At 69.6% G+C, this 12,268-nt stretch carries 19 protein-coding genes; 11 read left to right on the plus strand and 8 right to left on the minus strand.

Annotated features, from left to right (window positions below; all coding sequences use genetic code 11):
- Nucleotides 1–97 precede the first annotated feature (97 nt).
- Nucleotides 98–397, minus strand: a complete 300-nt coding sequence (locus AC3A3H_RS12140) for a hypothetical protein (RefSeq protein WP_487614804.1) — start codon at nt 395–397, stop codon at nt 98–100.
- 285 nt (nt 398–682) lie between these two features.
- On the opposite strand from AC3A3H_RS12140, the gene AC3A3H_RS12145 reads away from it, so the two are divergent.
- Nucleotides 683–1,312, plus strand: a complete 630-nt coding sequence (locus AC3A3H_RS12145; protein ID WP_487614805.1) for an RNA polymerase sigma factor — start codon at nt 683–685, stop codon at nt 1,310–1,312.
- Nucleotides 1,309–1,587: a hypothetical protein gene (locus AC3A3H_RS12150; RefSeq protein ID WP_487614806.1), complete on the plus strand. Its 279-nt coding sequence runs from the start codon at nt 1,309–1,311 to the stop codon at nt 1,585–1,587. Before AC3A3H_RS12145 ends, AC3A3H_RS12150 begins: the two co-directional genes overlap by 4 nt.
- Here the strand turns inward: AC3A3H_RS12150 and AC3A3H_RS12155 are convergent.
- The gene (locus AC3A3H_RS12155) at nt 1,532–1,861 is read right to left on the minus strand and encodes a hypothetical protein (RefSeq protein WP_487614807.1); all 330 of its coding nucleotides are present in this window, start codon (nt 1,859–1,861) and stop codon (nt 1,532–1,534) included. The two genes, AC3A3H_RS12150 and AC3A3H_RS12155, sit on opposite strands and share 56 nt — an antisense overlap.
- A 130-nt stretch (nt 1,862–1,991) precedes the next feature.
- Here AC3A3H_RS12155 and AC3A3H_RS12160 point away from each other — a divergent pair, with 130 nt between their 5' ends.
- Complete coding sequence (locus AC3A3H_RS12160; protein WP_487614808.1) at nt 1,992–2,348, plus strand: GNAT family N-acetyltransferase; 357 nt, start codon at nt 1,992–1,994, stop codon at nt 2,346–2,348.
- A gap of 42 nt (nt 2,349–2,390) precedes the next feature.
- Here AC3A3H_RS12160 and AC3A3H_RS12165 read toward each other — a convergent pair whose 3' ends face one another.
- The gene (locus tag AC3A3H_RS12165) at nt 2,391–3,005 is read right to left on the minus strand and encodes a TetR/AcrR family transcriptional regulator (RefSeq protein WP_487614809.1); all 615 of its coding nucleotides are present in this window, start codon (nt 3,003–3,005) and stop codon (nt 2,391–2,393) included.
- 163 nt (nt 3,006–3,168) lie between these two features.
- Between AC3A3H_RS12165 and AC3A3H_RS12170 the strand changes: the two genes are divergently transcribed.
- From AC3A3H_RS12170 to AC3A3H_RS12185, 4 genes are read left to right on the plus strand one after another with little or no spacing between them, the layout of a single operon-like run.
- Nucleotides 3,169–4,074 carry a ferritin-like domain-containing protein gene (locus tag AC3A3H_RS12170; RefSeq protein ID WP_487614810.1) on the plus strand — a complete coding sequence of 302 codons (906 nt, stop codon included), beginning with the start codon at nt 3,169–3,171 and terminating at the stop codon, nt 4,072–4,074.
- Nucleotides 4,075–4,118: 44 nt separating this feature from the next.
- Nucleotides 4,119–4,481, plus strand: a complete 363-nt coding sequence (locus AC3A3H_RS12175) for a hypothetical protein (RefSeq protein ID WP_487614811.1) — start codon at nt 4,119–4,121, stop codon at nt 4,479–4,481.
- Nucleotides 4,478–4,933: a carboxymuconolactone decarboxylase family protein gene (locus tag AC3A3H_RS12180; protein ID WP_487614812.1), complete on the plus strand. Its 456-nt coding sequence runs from the start codon at nt 4,478–4,480 to the stop codon at nt 4,931–4,933. Before AC3A3H_RS12175 ends, AC3A3H_RS12180 begins: the two co-directional genes overlap by 4 nt.
- Complete coding sequence (locus tag AC3A3H_RS12185) at nt 4,930–5,346, plus strand: Rid family hydrolase (RefSeq protein WP_487614813.1); 417 nt, start codon at nt 4,930–4,932, stop codon at nt 5,344–5,346. The genes AC3A3H_RS12180 and AC3A3H_RS12185 overlap by 4 nt, the downstream gene beginning before the upstream one ends.
- A 9-nt stretch (nt 5,347–5,355) precedes the next feature.
- Here AC3A3H_RS12185 and AC3A3H_RS12190 read toward each other — a convergent pair whose 3' ends face one another.
- Nucleotides 5,356–5,934, minus strand: coding sequence for a uracil-DNA glycosylase family protein (locus AC3A3H_RS12190; protein ID WP_487614814.1), 579 nt, complete (start codon nt 5,932–5,934; stop codon nt 5,356–5,358).
- Between the two features lie 20 nt (nt 5,935–5,954).
- Nucleotides 5,955–6,407 (minus strand): GNAT family N-acetyltransferase, encoded by a 453-nt coding sequence (locus AC3A3H_RS12195; protein WP_487614815.1) that lies wholly within the window; start codon nt 6,405–6,407, stop codon nt 5,955–5,957.
- Between the two features lie 169 nt (nt 6,408–6,576).
- On the opposite strand from AC3A3H_RS12195, the gene AC3A3H_RS12200 reads away from it, so the two are divergent.
- The 3 genes from AC3A3H_RS12200 to AC3A3H_RS12210 all read left to right on the plus strand — a co-directional run bounded on the left by AC3A3H_RS12200 (nt 6,577) and on the right by AC3A3H_RS12210 (nt 9,335).
- Complete coding sequence (locus AC3A3H_RS12200) at nt 6,577–7,236, plus strand: TetR/AcrR family transcriptional regulator (protein WP_487614816.1); 660 nt, start codon at nt 6,577–6,579, stop codon at nt 7,234–7,236.
- Between the two features lie 158 nt (nt 7,237–7,394).
- A complete protein-coding gene (locus AC3A3H_RS12205) occupies nt 7,395–8,315 on the plus strand; it encodes an NADP-dependent oxidoreductase (protein WP_487614817.1) in 921 nt (306 codons plus the stop codon).
- A 96-nt stretch (nt 8,316–8,411) separates the two neighbouring features.
- On the plus strand, nt 8,412–9,335 hold the full coding sequence (locus AC3A3H_RS12210) for an alcohol dehydrogenase catalytic domain-containing protein (protein ID WP_487614818.1): 924 nt from the start codon (nt 8,412–8,414) through the stop codon (nt 9,333–9,335).
- Nucleotides 9,336–9,607: 272 nt separating this feature from the next.
- Here AC3A3H_RS12210 and AC3A3H_RS12215 read toward each other — a convergent pair whose 3' ends face one another.
- Nucleotides 9,608–10,405 (minus strand): DUF4097 family beta strand repeat-containing protein, encoded by a 798-nt coding sequence (locus tag AC3A3H_RS12215; RefSeq protein WP_487614819.1) that lies wholly within the window; start codon nt 10,403–10,405, stop codon nt 9,608–9,610.
- A gap of 142 nt (nt 10,406–10,547) precedes the next feature.
- Between AC3A3H_RS12215 and AC3A3H_RS12220 the strand changes: the two genes are divergently transcribed.
- A complete protein-coding gene (locus tag AC3A3H_RS12220) occupies nt 10,548–11,189 on the plus strand; it encodes an NADPH-dependent F420 reductase (RefSeq protein WP_487614820.1) in 642 nt (213 codons plus the stop codon).
- A 40-nt stretch (nt 11,190–11,229) separates the two neighbouring features.
- On the opposite strand, the gene AC3A3H_RS12225 is transcribed toward AC3A3H_RS12220, so the two are convergent.
- Together AC3A3H_RS12225 and AC3A3H_RS12230 are read right to left on the minus strand one after the other, a co-directional pair.
- Nucleotides 11,230–11,523 (minus strand): DUF2277 domain-containing protein, encoded by a 294-nt coding sequence (locus AC3A3H_RS12225; RefSeq protein WP_487614821.1) that lies wholly within the window; start codon nt 11,521–11,523, stop codon nt 11,230–11,232.
- A gap of 257 nt (nt 11,524–11,780) precedes the next feature.
- Entirely contained in the window at nt 11,781–12,266 is a 486-nt protein-coding gene (locus tag AC3A3H_RS12230) for an FBP domain-containing protein (RefSeq protein WP_487614822.1), read from the minus strand.
- Nucleotides 12,267–12,268 lie beyond the last annotated feature (2 nt).

A 12,268-nucleotide genomic window follows, 5' to 3' on the forward strand; every position in this document is an offset into this window, starting at 1 on the left:
GTCCCAGACGTAGCGGTCGCGGTCGTCGCCGGCGTCCGGGTTCCTCCGGCGACCCATGAGTCGGCCGCAGCGCGGGCAGGCGTTCAAGCGGTCCGCGTCACTCGACGTAGCCCGGCCGGTCGAGCTCCTGCGCGTCCAGGTACTCGTTGATCCCGTACTCGAGGATGGCGAGCCAGTCCGTCCCCTCGGTCTCCTTCGCCCCCGGCGCGTGCGGCAGCGCGAGGTCGAAGACGGGGTAGCCCTCGCTGCCGAGTGGGGTGACGCAGCGCAGGGTGCCGACCGCGTCTCCGCTGTCGCTGGAGATCGTCCATTCGTAGGCCGCGGCCCGCTGCACCCGCCACTCCCGCCCTTTGAACGGGAGGCTGGCGTCGTCGGTGTCGAGGATGTGTTCGGGCATGGCCCCTCCGGGGGTTCGAGTGAGTGCGAAAGCGCCGATGGCGGCGCTGGACAGGCGTTAGCGGTAGGGGAGGGGCCTCTTCTTACGGCGGGGAAAACAGGACCACACTGTCCAGTACGCGCGGGCTCATGTCCTGGCATCCTCCTGGCAAACCCTGCGAAAACATTCACCATAGCGGGTAGATCGTCGTTGTCTAACAACTTCCACAGGTTCTAATCTGGACGAAATAGTCCCGTTACATCGAATTGAGGTCCAGCCCCCATGGACAATGACTCAGCTTCTTGGATGACCGCGCTCAGCGGTCACGGCGCCGAGTGCCGCGCCGCTCAGGCACGACTGCACGAACTGCTCGTCAAGGTCGGGCTGAAGGAGGCCTACCGCCGTGGACCGGTCGCACGCATCGGAGGTCCCGAGCTGGAGGACATCGCGCACCAGGCCGCGAACGACGCCATGGTCGCCCTGCTCGAGAAACTCCACACGTTCCGCGGTGAGAGCCGCTTCACGACCTGGGCCTACCGGTTCGTGGTGCTCGAGATCTCCAGCAAGTTCGGCCGCCACTTCTGGCGCAGGCCGACGGTCGCACTCGAAGCGGAGGACTGGGAGCGGCTGCCGGAACGGTACGGCGCGGCCGACCCGGCGGCCGAGGCGCAGCACCAGGACCTGATCGAGGCGGTGCAACGAGCGGTCGGGAGCCTGACTGAACGGCAGCGCGAACTGTTCGTCTCCATCGTGGTCAAGGGGATACCCATCGACGCGATGTCCGCCCGGTGCGGCTCGACCCCCGGCGCGATCTACAAGACCGTTTTCGATGCGCGCCGTAAAATCCGCGCGTACCTGACCGCTAACGGGTATCTGGACGGGGAGCCGCGGGCGGACCGGGCAACTCGGCAGCAGGTAGGGGTTGAACTCGCGTGAGCAGCACGCCGGATTGGATCGAGCGCCTCCTCGCTGCGGACCCGGGCGACGCCGGGTGCGACGAGGTGATGGCCGTCATGGACACCTACGTCGATCTGCGGGCCGCCGGTCTCGATCCGGAAGCGCGTCACCCCGGCGTCGCCGCGCACCTCGCGGCGTGCGACACCTGCACGGACCACGTCCGCGGCCTGCTGGCCGCGGTCTCGGACGCCCACCTCGTCACCGCCGGTAGCGGCCTGCCGACTCCGACCCGTGGTCGATGTCGCGGAAGGTGATGCCGACGAACTCGCCGGCCTCCACGATCCAGCTCAGGTCGTAGCAGGCCCGGTAGCTCGGCGGCCAGAACGAGCAGAACCGGCCCTTGTCGTCGACATACCATTCACCGGCGGTCGGTCGTCCGTGCTCGACGTAGGTCGTGCTGCCGTCGGCGCGGAAGACCTGTGTCGAGCCGTCCTCGTAGACCAGCTCGGCGGCGGTGACCGCCCTGGCGATGTCGTCGGCCCCGATGCGCTCGCCGCCGGTCGGTCCGCTTCCCGTGTTCTCCGTCATGATTCCTCCATGTCTCCAGCCCCCACCATCAGTGAGCGACATCGACTCGGCGTGACCTTACCTCTTCGCAGGCAGTCGGTCACCCGTTCTGTACTGGAGGTTCCACCCGCGACATGACTAGAAAGGGAACATGGAATCGGATTACGAGGAAGCCTCGGCCGTTGTGATCCAGGACAACCCGGCGAACCGGACCTGGGAGGCGCTGCTCGACGGGAAGCTCGTCGGCGTCGTCGTCTACGAGCGCGCCGGGGAGTCCCGGCTCGCCCTCACCCACGCCGCGATCGAGGAGCACCACCGGATGCACGGCATCGGGACGCGCCTGATCTCGACGATGCTGGACGCGTTCCGCGCCCGGGGCGAGACCATCACCGTCTGGTGCACCGCAGTGATCGACTTCCTCGAGAAGCACCCGGAGTACCGCGACCTCGTCGACGCGTCCGATCCTGGTCGTGCGCCCGTGGCCGACTGGGGCCGGACGACCGGCTGACCCGGGGAGGAGCCGCGGGCGGCCGCCTCCGTCGGTCGCACCTCACACGGCGAAGCTCCGCAGGCTGCCGATCGCCCCGTTGAGCGACGCCTGCAGCGGAGTGACGCTCTTCGTCGTCTGGCTCAGCAGCAGCCCGCCCTGCACCGCGGCCAGCAGCGCGGACGCCAGCACGGTGTCGTCGGCGTCCTGCCGGATCAGCCCGAGACCCTTCATCTGCCGGATGGCCGCGACGAAGGCGGCCTCCCAGCGCTGGAAGCTGCGGACGAGCACCGAACGGGTGAGGTCGTCGCAGTCCACCAGCTCCATCGCCAGCGAGCCGAGCGGGCAGCCGCCGACGCACCCGCCTCGTCGCTGCGTCTCGACCAGGAAGTCGCGCCAGTCGTCCCAGCTCTCCCAGCCGTGGATGTCGGCGAGATGCGGATCCTGCGCGCTGACCAGGCTCTCGGCCTGCGATTCGATCACCGCCCGCACCAGGTCGGCCTTGTCCTCGAAGTAGTGGTAGATCTGCGACTTGCCGACCCCGGCGGCGGCGCAGACCGTCTCGACGGTCGTGCCCGCGACGCCGTCCTGGAACATCAGCGCGGCTGCGGCGTCGATGATCTTCGCCCGAGTGCGTTCGCCTTTGGCGGTCAGCCGGGGTGCGGCGGTCGTCGTCACATGTCCTCCTGGTTCTGGACTCGATGTTCCATTCGCTGCTCGCTGTCGATCGACTCTTACGTCGCCGTCGCGGGCCGGATTCCTCGGCGCGGGAGGAAAGGTCGGCAGGCCCGCCGACGCTAACGGGTGACCGTCATCCGTATGAACGAAAGAAGGGTCCGACATGTCCGACAACCACTTCCTCGAAGACGCGATCAACCGAAGCGGCGAGACGAACGCCGACCGCGCGGCCCTCGCCGGCATGGTCGCGGCGGCCGGGACCGAGTCCGCCGCCGCCGTGACCCCGGAGATCAGCGACGGGTCCATCCTGAACTTCGCGCTCAACCTCGAATACCTCGAGGCCGAGTTCTACCTGCGCGCCAGCGGCCTGACCCTGCCCGACGAGCTGACCACGGGGACCGGCACGCGCGGCGAGGTGACCGGCGGCCGCCCCGTCCCGTTCACGAGCAGCGTCATCCGCAAGATCGCGGCGGAGATCGCCGAGGACGAGCGCGCGCACGTCGTCTTCCTTCGCAACGCGCTCGGCAGTGCCGCGGTCGCCCGGCCCGCCATCTCGCTCGACCAGAGCTTCACCGCCGCCGCCCGTGCGGCCGGGCTCATCATGCCGGGGGAGACCTTCGACGCCTACGCGAACGACCTCAACTTCCTCTTCGCCGCGTTCCTGTTCGAGGATGTCGGCGTCACGGCCTTCAAGGGGGCCGCGCCGTTCATCAGCAACAAGACGTACCTCGACGCCGCCGCCGGCCTCCTCGCCACCGAGGCGTACCATGCCGGCATCGTCCGCACCTCCCTCTACAACGAAGGGATGATCGACGACGCCGTGTTCACCGCGGTGGAGAAGATCTCGAACATCCGCGGGGCGGTCGACGGCGTCGGGTCCGACGACCAGAGCATCGGAGACGCCGAGACGCTCAACCTGGTGCCCAACGACCCGGAAGGCCGCGCCTTCGGCCGCACGCCGGAGCACATCCTGAACATCGTGTACCTGACCGGGGACCGGGCCACGTCCGGCGGCTTCTACCCGGACGGTCTCAACGGCGACCTCCGCGAGAGCGCACAGACGGCGTAGCATCCCGGCTGTGGGCGGCTTTCCACCGTCGTGATGGAGGAGAAATGAGAGAGAAGAAGCCCAAATCGCCGCGTACGTACCCGGTGATGGATGGCGCCGGGCCGGCGCCGCGCGAGGACCAGATCGCGGGCATCGTCCAGCGGGTGTGGGTCGACTCGACGGTCTACCACCAGGACGTCGAGACCCTCCTGAGGGAATGGCTCGGTGTCGAAGGATGCGTCGTGCGCGAGGACGAGTTCGCCGCGCTGCTCACCAAGGCGCGAGGCGAGTTCGCCCGGATCGCCACCACGTCGGACCAGGACGAGGCGCCGCACTGCCCGGCGCACGACATCGTCGAGTGCCTGTACTGGGACGTGCAACAGCTGGAGAGGACCGGGCCCGCGGGGCTGGACGGATCGCGCGGATGACCGAGGTCGTCTTCACCAACGACCGGTTGGACCCGGGACTGACGTCCTTCCACGGCTTGGCGGAGCAGCTGGCGAAGTCCTTCGGCTACACGGCGGAGCTGACGATCGACCGGCAGCTGGCGGAGCTCGTCCGCCTCCGTGTGGCGCAGCTGAACCCGTGCTCGTACTGCCTGATCCTGCACACCCGGGTGGCGGCCGAGTTCGGCGTGCCGGCCGAGAAGATCGCGCATCTCGCGAGCTGGCGCGAGAGCCGCATGTTCGGCGACCGCGAGCGGGCGGCCCTGGCCTACTGCGAGGGGCTGACGGACTACGATCTCGTCGGTTTCCCGCGACTCCACGACGCGATGACCACGCACTTCGCGCCGGTCGAGATCGCCGAGCTCGCGGCGGTGGTCATCAACATGAACGTCTGGACGAGGCTGAAACTGGCCGAGGGAGCCACCCCGCGATGAACCGGCTGCAGACCATCGACCAGGGCATCGCGACGAAGATCGGCTACTACGCGGACGCGATCGTGATCCCGGCCGGCCATCAGCAGGTGCTGGTCTCGGCGACGCCGGGGATCGACCAGGACGGCGAGGTCGCGGACGATGCGACCGGACAGAGCGAGCAGGCGTGGGAGAACGTCACCCGGGTGCTCGAGGCCGCCGGCGCCACGGTGGGCGACATCGTCTTCACCCGGCTCTGGCTGACGCGGGAGTCCGACATCGGCGCCGGCCTCGCAGTGCGTAAGCGGTATCTCACCCGGCGGCCGGCGTCGACGGTCGCTGTCGTCGACGCGCTCGAACGCCCGCAGTTCCTCGTCGCGCTGGAGGTCGTCGCCGCGATCCCGCCAGAAGAGGCGAGTGACCGCGCGGACGAGTGACCGCGCGGCTCAGCGCAGAGCGGCGGCGACGGTGTCCTGCAGGACGGGGACCACGTCCGACTCGAACCACTTGTTGCGCGCCTGCCATCGGAAGTTCAGCGGTGAGGGGTGCACCAGCGGCAGGAACCGGGGCAGGTACTCGCGGTACGCCGCGACCGTCTCGGTCAGGGTCCTCTTGGTCCGGCCGGGCAGATAGTGCTGCTGCGCGTACGCGCCGATGAGGATGGTGAGCCGGATCTCCGGCATGAGGTCGAGCATGGGTACGTGCCAGCGATCGGCGAAGCCCGGGCGCGGGGGAAGGTCCCCGCTCGTTCCCTTTCCCGGGTAGTAGAAGTCCATCGGCAGGAGCGCGAAGAGGTCGGGGTCGCGGAACTGGTCCTCGCCGACGCCGAGCCAGTTCAGCAGCGTCTTGCCGCTGGCGTCGTTCCAGGCGATGCCGGACTGCTGCGCTCTGCGCCCGGGCGCCTGGCCGATGATCGCGATCCGCGCCCCGGACCCGGCGGCATACAGCGGCTGGTAGCCGTGGTCGGTGGCCCAGGCGTTCTCGGGCGCGGTGAGGAGCGCGCGGTGGATGCTGTCGAAACTCACTCGGGACGGCGCGGAGAAGATCACCGCTTGCCGGTGCTCTTCACGCCGGGGTTCTGGGGGTCGACCAGCGACTCGTACTCCGGGTGGCTGTCGATGTAGGTGCGGACGATCGGGCAGATGACCGTCACGGTCCGGTCCTTCGCCTTGACCTCCTCCAGGATCCGCCGGATCATCTCGGTCGCCACTCCCTGGCGGCGGAACTCGGGAAAGACGGACGCGGCCAGGAGGACGATGCGGCTCCCGAGCAGCGAATAGGTCACGGCGCCGATCTCGGTGTCGCCGACGAACGCTATGTAGAGGTTGTTCTTCTCGTCGTCCACCAGCCCGAACTCGAAATCCGGTCCGGCCTCGTCTGCGAGGACTTCGTCGATGAGGACCTTCTGGTCCTGGCTCAGCGTGCCCACCCCGTCCGGGTATCCGGCGGTGTCCGGGTACTCGAAGTCGTAGCGGGCTGGCTCAAACGCTCCAGACATGGGTGTTCCTTTCAGAAGAAGACGCTCGGACCGTGCCGGGTCAGTCGCGATCCCGTCCTGTGCGGCATGGTCCTCGGTATACCCATGAGCGGTCAAGTGGCCACGGATCTTACGGCGGGCGGAGAATCTTTGTCAGCTTTGCCCGGGCGGCCGGCCGTAGGATGACGTCGTGGAGGAGAGCTCGCAGCCAGGCGCAGTCATACGCTTGACGGCTCGCGGCGCCAAGACGAGATCGAAGATCGTGGCGACCGCGGCTCAACTCATGCGCGTGCGCGGTGTCGGGGGGACCACCCTCGACGACGTCGTCTCCGCGAGCAAGGTCAGCAAGTCGCAGCTGTACCGTCACTTCGAGGACAAGCCCGCCCTGGTGCGCGCGGTCATCGAATACGTCGGGGACATCAAGATCGGCGACGAGCGGGAGCGTCTCGAGAACGTCCGGTCCTTCGCCGGACTCCGGCGCTGGCGGGACGCGATCATCGAGAACAACGCGCTGCAGAACGGCCGTTACGGGTGCTCCCTCGGCTCCCTGGCGAACGAGGTGGCCGACAACGACAGTGTCGCGCGACTCAAGCTGAACGAGCTGTTCGACGCCTGGGAGGAGCTCTTCCGGGTCGTGATCCGCCGCCTGCAGCAGGAGCGCGTCCTCCCGGAGTCGGCCGACGTGGACCAGCTCGCCACCGGATTCCTCGCCGCAGTGCAGGGCGGCTACCTGCTGGCGCAGACGTCGCACGACGTGGCTCCGATGGCGGCGGCCATCGACATGGCGATCGCACACCTCGAACTGCTCGCGCTCGTCGACGAGGACACCCTCAGCCGGCTGCCGGCCTGACGCCGCTCGCGACGCTTCTCGGTCTTCCGTTGCCGTCACCGACGGTGCGCCGTCCGCCGCCGTAAGAATCCGCTCCTGCGCGCCGCAGATCTCTGACTCGGCCTCCACGACGGCGACCGGACGCGCAATGATCGAATCAGTCGACCAAGGAGCCCAGGATGAAGGCAATCACCGTCACCGACCGTGCCGCGGGGACCGCGGGCATGACCCTGCAGGAGCGGCCGACCCCGCACGCCGCCGAGAACGACGTGATCGTCCGCGTCCACGCCGCGGGCTTCACCCCCGGCGAGCTGGACTGGCCGGCAACCTGGACGGACCGGGCCGGCCGCGATCGCACCCCGACCATCCCAGGACACGAGGTCGCCGGCGTCGTCGAGTCGCTCGGCTACGGAACGACCGGCCTGACCGTCGGGCAGCGTGTCTTCGGCGTGGCGGACTGGACGAGGGACGGCAGCCTGGCCGAGCTCGTCGCCGTGGAGGCGCGGAACCTGGCACCGCTGCCGGCCGACATCGACTTCGTCACCGCTGCGAGCCTTCCGATCTCGGGGCTGACGGCGTGGCAGGGGCTGTTCGAGCACGGGAGGCTGCGCAGCGGTCAGACCGTGCTGGTCGCAGGGGCGGGCGGTGCCGTCGGCACGACCGTCAGCCAGCTCGCCCGCGCTGCGGGCGCGTTCGTGATCGGCGCCGGTCGGGCGGCGCAGCGCGACCGTGCGCTCGAGGCGGGCGCGCACGAGTTCGTCGACCTGGAGGAGGAGGGCGCCGCCACGTCGCGCCAGGCCGACCTCCTGTTCGACGCGCTCGGCGACGCGGTCGGTGCGCGCCTCGCCGAGTTCGTCCGCCCGGGAGGCACGGTGGTCGCCATCCCGGGGCCGCCCAGCACGACCCGGTCGGACATCCACGCGACGTTCTTCGTCGTGGAGACCGACCGCGCCCAGCTCATCGAGCTCGCCGACCGGGTCCTGTCCGGCCGCCTCCGCACGTTCGTCGGCGACGTGATCACTCTCGAGCAGGCCGTCACCGCCTTCGCCACCGGGACGCCGACGCCGGGGAAGATCGTGGTCCGGGTCGCCGCGGACTGAGCGACTCGGCGGCCCCTGCGGGTAAGAGTGCTGCCCGCCCGCGACGCGAGTGATCGAACGCTTGCCACCGAAGCGTCGAAGGAATGGAGAGACATCATGATCGGAGTCGGAGCTCGGACCGTCGACGGGACCGTCGAGGTCCTCGACCTGCCCGCCCCACGTCAGCCGGAAGCCGGCGAGCTGCTGCTCGAGACCATCACCGCGGGAATCGGCCCGTGGGATGCGCTCCTGCACCTCACCGACGGCTGGGACGTCCAGCTGAAGCCACCCGCGGCGCTCGGCGTCGAAGGCGTCGGCCGCGTGATCGCTGTCGGGCCGGACGTCGACGGGTTCTCGGTCGGCGACGTGGTCGTCGTGCACGACACCCCGCTGCCCGGCGGCAGCGGTTTCTGGGCCGAGCAGGTGCTCGTCCACGCCTCCAGCGCCGCCCTGCTGCCGGCCGGACTGAGCCCGGAGCTCGCGGCGGCCCTGCCGGTCGCCGCGCTCACCGCGAGCCAATCGCTGACGGAGCTTCAGGTCGGCGCCGGCACGCGCCTGCTCGTCGTGGGCTCCGGCCCCACCGCCACGTTGGCGATCCGGCTCGGCGTCCTCGCGGGCGCGGAGGTCGTCGCAGCGGCGAGCCCCCGTCACGGCGACCGGCTGCGGGAGCTCGGCGCCGTCGACCTCATCGACTCGCACGCCGCGAACTGGGCGCAGACCACGGACCGGAGGTTCGACGCGGTGCTGATCGCCGCCGACGGCGTGTCCCAGGAGGCCATGAAGCTCATCGAGGACGGCGGCCGGCTGACCTCCCTGACCTCCGACGCGCCGGAGCCGGCGCGCGGGATCGTCACGAACAACCTCTACATCGTGCCGGACGGCGCCGAGCTGGAGCGCCTGGCGAAGCTCGCCGCAGCGGGCGAGCTCAACGTCGACGTCACCACCATCACGGCGGAGCAGGGGCCGGCGACCGAGGAGCTCGTCGCCGCGGGCCGCTCGCGGGGAGTCAAGTACGTGATCGAGTTCGGCCCGGCGGCGTGAGCTGGAAGCGGAACTGAGGGGGGTGTCGGCTGCCGGCCGGGATGGCTCGCGCCACGCGACCCCCGTCGGGTGGCGCGAGCCCGTCACCGACGCACGACCATCCGTCCCGCCTCGACCGCGGGTCCGGGGCGCGTCGGTGACCGCCGATCAGGGCTCCATCCCGGAACTCGACTGATCGGCTCACCCATTCACTATGACGCCGTAGCGGGACCGCTTTCAGAGGCTTAAGGCCCACCGCTGCGCTCGATTAGCTAGCCTGGCTAGTTTTGGTATCACTCAGCCGTGTGCGCGACGGTGACAGCGCCATTCACCGTGTCCACCCTGATCGACCGCGCCGCCCCAGGTGTGCTCGCCATGGTGTCGACCGGCCCGTTCACCGTCGTCGCGACGATCCGGTAATCTTCACCCGGCGGCACCCGCACGCTGACCGCTCCGTTGATCGTGTGTCCCGTGACGGTCTGCGGTGGGGCGAGGAAGTCGAGGTCGACGGCCCCGTTGGTCGTGCGGGCGGCCACCTGCTCGGACGTCGCCCGTCGGAGGACGACCGCGCCGTTCACGGTGCGCAGGTCGAGCGGTCCGCTCGCGTCCGCGACCGAGATCGTGCCGTTGGTCGTCGCCAGGCGCAGGGCGCCGTCGAGTCCGGTTGCGGTGACCTCCCCGTTGGCTCCGAACACGCTCGCGTCCGACGACGCCGGTAGGCTCACGTCGACCCGGATGCTGCAGCGCACGGACCAGGGCCGCGAGCACCCGCCCGCGATGGTGGTGGTGTCGCCGGACGTCCGCACGTCGACCTTCGGCGCCGGACCTGTGTGCCATCCGGACACGACGACATGCACCCGCCCATCCTGGCTCGCGTGCAACCGCAGCGGCGCGTCGGGCACCCTGGCCTCCACGCTCGATCCGGCGTCGACCGAGTAGCTCAGCGCGACGGGCCGGGGCCAGAGCAGGGTGACCGAGGCGACGCCGACGACTCCCGCGAGCACCAGCGAGCCGACGACGATCAGCACGATGGCCCACGGCCGCAGGCCCGTGCGCTGGGAGGTGAGTGGGGGAGTCGGTGTGCTGGTCATGGTCGCTGCTTCTCGCGCTGTCAGCCGCAACGGTAGGAGGGTGCCGGATCGCCGCCTCAGGGCCGAAGGTCCCTTCCAGCGGCCGTGTCTGAGAATCCCGGAAGCCTGGAAATTCTTCCGCGCCCTCCCGGTTCTACCCGACATGACGAACGTAGGAATCATCGGCGCAGGCAACATCGGCGAGGCTCTGGCCCGCACCTTCATCCAGCACGGGTACACCGTGACCATCGCGAACTCGCGCGGTCCGGAGACGCTGGCCGGACTGGTCGCGGACCTGGGCCCGTCGGCGACCGCGGCGACGGCGGCGGAGGCCGGCGCGGCCGGAGACTTCGTAGTGGTGACCGTCCCGCTGAAGAACTACCGGGACGTCCCCGTGGAGGAACTGGCCGGCAAGATCGTGATCGACACCAACAACTACTACCACGAGCGCGACGGCCGCATCGCCGAGCTCGACGAGGGCACGGCGACCACCACGGGTCTCCTCCAGGCCCACCTCCCCGAGTCCCGCGTGGCCAAGGGCTTCAACCACATCGCCGCGCGCGACATCGCCACCACCGGCTCGCCGGCGGGAACGGTGAACCGCCGCGCCCTCGCCACGGCGAGCGACTACGACGACGCCGCGGCGCTCGTCACCGCGATCTACGACGAGTTCGGCTTCGACACGGTCAACGTGGGCCCGCTGTCGGAGAGCTGGCGCGTGGAGCGGGACCGGCCGGCCTACGTCGTGCGGCAGAACCGCGAGGAGCTCGAGGCCAATCTGGGACTGGCGCCGCGCACGATCTGAGGTAGGGGTTTGGGGCGGGAGGCCGCATCCGGTCGGGGGATCACACCGCCGTCCGGATGCGCACCTCTCGTTCCATCCGCTTCTCGTGGCGGGCGCGCCCCTTCAGCGCTTCGGCCTCGCGGTTCTTCGGCGGCGCATTCGTGACGAGCTGGTCGAGCATGCGTCGCGTCGCCTCGGCGATCTCGTCGATCGCCTGATCGAAGGCGGCGGCGTTCGCGCGGGAAGGATTCGTGGAGCCGCTGACCTTGCGGACGAACTGGAGGGCGGCCTCCCGCACCTCGTCCTCGGTCGTGGGCGGTTCGAAGTTGTGGAGGCAGCGGATGTTCCGGCACATGCCGCGACGATACCGCCAAACCCGCCGGTACGCTCTGCCTCCTCCCAGGTTGGCAGGCGCAGGATTTCACCATTACCCCCGCATGATAGGAACCACCCATGAGCTCGCTCCGCGATCACATCGAGCGCACCCTCCCCGAGACGGACAGCAGTGTCGCCGCCGAAGTTGAGGGACTTACGAACACGGGTGCCATCCCGCTTCCATAGGGCTCACGGGGTTCGCCCCGGTCTTCCTCTGTCACTCGGCGGCGCTCCCCGTCACCCCGCGGTGACCCTGCGGATGAAGGTGGTCACGTGCTCGCGGAGTGCCTCGATGCGTTGCAGGCGGGCCGCCTCCACGTCGAAGCCGACGTAGGCGAGGGGTGGACGCTTGCGGACGTTGGCCGAGCATTCGAAGCCCGCGCACACGAGCGTGCCCAGCGTGTTGCCATTGCGGCCCGCCGTGCCCGCGCGCTTCGCGATGAAGAAGAGGACCTCGTTGGGCAGGTGCACGTCCTCGCACCAGGAGCACTGCGGGCGGCTGCGGACGCCGCCGTCGGCCTTCCGCAACAGGACGCCGACGAGCTCGCCGTCGACCTCCGCGACCACATAGCCCTGGTTCGGGTTCTTGCGGTCGCGCCAGCCGAGGTAGGAGAGGTCGTCCCAGCGTGCGTTGGCCAGGTCGGGGAGGGTGAGCTCCTTGCGCTCGCGCTGCGAGGCGTTGACGAAGGAGGAGCGGAGTTGTTGTTCGTTCACGGGAAGCATGG

Source organism: Leifsonia sp. Soil_N53, assembly GCF_057655165.1.